The 3,039-nt window shown below is 43.4% G+C and carries 1 protein-coding gene and 1 pseudogene; both read right to left on the reverse strand.

Annotated elements, in window-relative coordinates; genetic code table 11:
- Positions 1 to 734, reverse strand: a pseudogene (locus tag PGR23_RS24360) (BREX-1 system adenine-specific DNA-methyltransferase PglX); the annotation flags it as partial.
- 109 nt (positions 735 to 843) lie between these two features.
- The coding region (pglX, locus tag PGR23_RS24365; protein ID WP_430915671.1) for a BREX-1 system adenine-specific DNA-methyltransferase PglX at positions 844 to 3,039 on the reverse strand (2,196 nt) is incomplete at its 5' end.

Consider the following 3,039-nt stretch of genomic DNA (forward strand, 5'->3'; position numbering starts at 1 on the left):
AACAGCTGAGTAGCGGCGGGAATATCTTCGCTCTTTACCACCTTGCCGATCACATCGTCTTTTTTCTCGGAGATGTAAAACTGATACAGCCAGCCAATCACTTCGACCTGTTCCCAGTCTTCTTCAGGAATAATATCCACCAGCCCGCGCAGAATGGAATCAGTGCGGGTCAGGTTATCCGGGAGTACCAGTTCGATATCATCATTGACCGCTTCGAACAGGAAAGGCATCGCGCCATGAAGTGCATGGCACTGCGCAAGCAACAGTTCACGGTACAGCTCTTCATCGCGATCGCCCGCCAGCTTCATCTCCACGAGGCGCGCTTTGTCCAGCCCCAGAGCATCAGCCACTTCCGGCACATGATCCAGAACCTCAAAACCCCCTTCCAGCGTCGGGTTAGACAGCATACGGAAACCGTGATCAAGATAGCCGTGCAGCTCCATATAGCGAATAGCGCAGAAGCGGTTAAACCAGGTGTAAGCGATGTGCTCCACCAGCACCTCGTAACCCCGCTTTTCGGCACGCTTGACCAGACGCTCACGGCGTGACGCCAGTGATTTATCCAGTGAGAACTGACCATAACGCACACTGTCGCCAAGATCGGTTGCTTGAGCAATTTGCAGGTTGCCTTTTTTATCGGCCTCAATACCCAGCGTGGTCAGTTTTTGCATGACTGCACCACGGAACTGTTTACGTGCCACCGGGGCATATTTTTTGATGTTGGACGTATTCATATTCAATCCCAATAAATTCAATAAACATGCTGGCGTTCAAATAACGGGCATATTTTAAAATTATTAAAAGCCAGAACTATTGGAGAACTGGCTTGTTGAAAATTTAAATTCAAATTTCTTCAGGTGCACTGCCGGTAATGGCTTTTACATCCGCCAGCAGATCACCAAATTTGCCGTAGTTAACCTTAACGCCGTCATCCAGATCAATAGTGATACGTCTATCAGCATAGTGACGCAAGCGATCGTCAAAATTGCGCAGCTCATTGAATTTTTTGGTCAGACCATCCTGCTCTTTTTTCAGGCGTGTGGTGGCCGCACCAGATTCCGCATTCTTAAGCTGATCGTTAAGCAGATCGATATTGCCCTGGTAGCGTGCCAACAGCGGAACTACGTATTCGGTACGCATACGCGACAGCGTGCCTTCATTATAACGGTGCAGATAGACCAGACACTCAAACGCTTTCTCTTTACCGGAGCTGAACAGCCAGTAAATTGGGCGTTTCTTGTACATCTTCATATGATCTTTCCAGAACTGAGTGGAAAGATAGCGACGGATGGTATCGAGCGAAGATTCGCCTTTTTTTGGCTTGATGGCGTACAAACAGAGGCTTTCGGCGATGAAATTGAGGTTTTCCTGCAGATATTCTTCGCCCCAGGCGATGCGAACGAATTCTTTCACGCGGGCGGTAACGTCGTCATCAAACCTGTCGGAGTCCATTAATGGCAGGATGCCATCTTCATCGGCGGGGAAGGTTTTATAGGCGCCTTCGCTGACTAATTCGGCAAAACCTTTGTTGCCTTCGCGGGCGTAGATCAGACCTTCACGATCGAGGGAGTATCGGCCCATTTGACAGCCAATGGCATATGAGATTAATTCGGCTATAATATCAGAACGGAACCTATAACAGATCTCATCATTAATTTCTTCGATATTATAACGATATAAAGGGTTCGTGTTTAGAGTGATTTTTTTAAATTCCACGTCATCTTTATAAATAGACTCAACCCCATATGCCCTATTGACTAAATTATTAATAATGGTCTCAAGGTGCATAACTAAATGTGTTCGTTCATTACAATCCTGAAACCAACTCTCATATTTTAAACTTAATTTTCCACCTTTTTTTTTGATCATTTGCGGAGTGCTAAATCCCCAATTTACTTCAGATTCATTCCAATCGCACTCCGTTATTAATACCAACTCCTCCACTTTTCCTTCAATTTCACCCTGTAGTTTTTCACTGTAAGGTAAAGCTCTAAAGTACCCAACATGGAAATGCATTGTTGGGTTGAGTATTTTTGCAACACTTGTAATGAAATTAGAGTTAAGAATACCTAAAGCTAGAAGTTTATCTTCATTTGAACTGAAAAAAGCACAATGACCTGTTGCATCAAATATAAACCCGGGAGGTAAAAATCTGAAGCTAGAATCACCTGACGTAACATCACTCCATGTAATACCATCTCTAAAATAATATTCAGCGTTTTTTATTATTCTTGTAGGAGAACCGTATAATTCTGTAGCAAATTTAAATAATTCCTCGCCATCATTTTTCCAATTTACAATGTGTTCAAAATTCCCAAACCATTTTCTATACGCCCCTCCTTTATTACATGGGAACCATTTCTGAGTGGAATTTAATGACTCGCCGCGAGTTTTGTTATTAAAATTAATGTTTTCAACAGAAACTTCATGCCATAGACGTAAAAACCTGTTGTTATCACTCGTTTGTAAACCAGCTCTTGCATCAGCGATCTCAGAAAATGTTTTGTTTATTTCAAAAGCCTCCAATATTTTATCTGATACCCAATACGCAATTGGTGCACCAGGGACTTTTTTGAAGTCAGAAGCAGCAGCGGTTTTTAAACGACCATTTTTAACCGGAAACTCTTTCGGATAACCTTCATCGTTAATATCATCATTTCCAGCATAAGAGAACATACCGTGGTAAGACGGTATATGAGCATTTCTAAACACTGTCGCATTGGTACCAAAGGCAATCTTCATTACCCCATTGCCCATATGTACCATAGTATCAATAGTGAACTTATCCAGAATATTTTCACGCATATTTTCGTAACTGGACAAGAACATCCATGATTGCATTGTAACCATCGAGTTAAATGCGCCATCTTTGAGCCAGCCAAAGCCACGTTCAATAAACATCGCAAACAAATCTGACTTACTGTCAGGGAATTGTTTCTTAGCGAACTCTTTCAGCTCGCCATTCATTCCTTTCCCACCCATATACGGCGGGTTCGCTACCACCGCATCATAGCGCTGCGCCAGGATCCACGCCTGATG

The organism is Klebsiella sp. 141162, from assembly GCF_050600755.1.
GTDB lineage: Bacteria > Pseudomonadota > Gammaproteobacteria > Enterobacterales > Enterobacteriaceae > Klebsiella > Klebsiella aerogenes.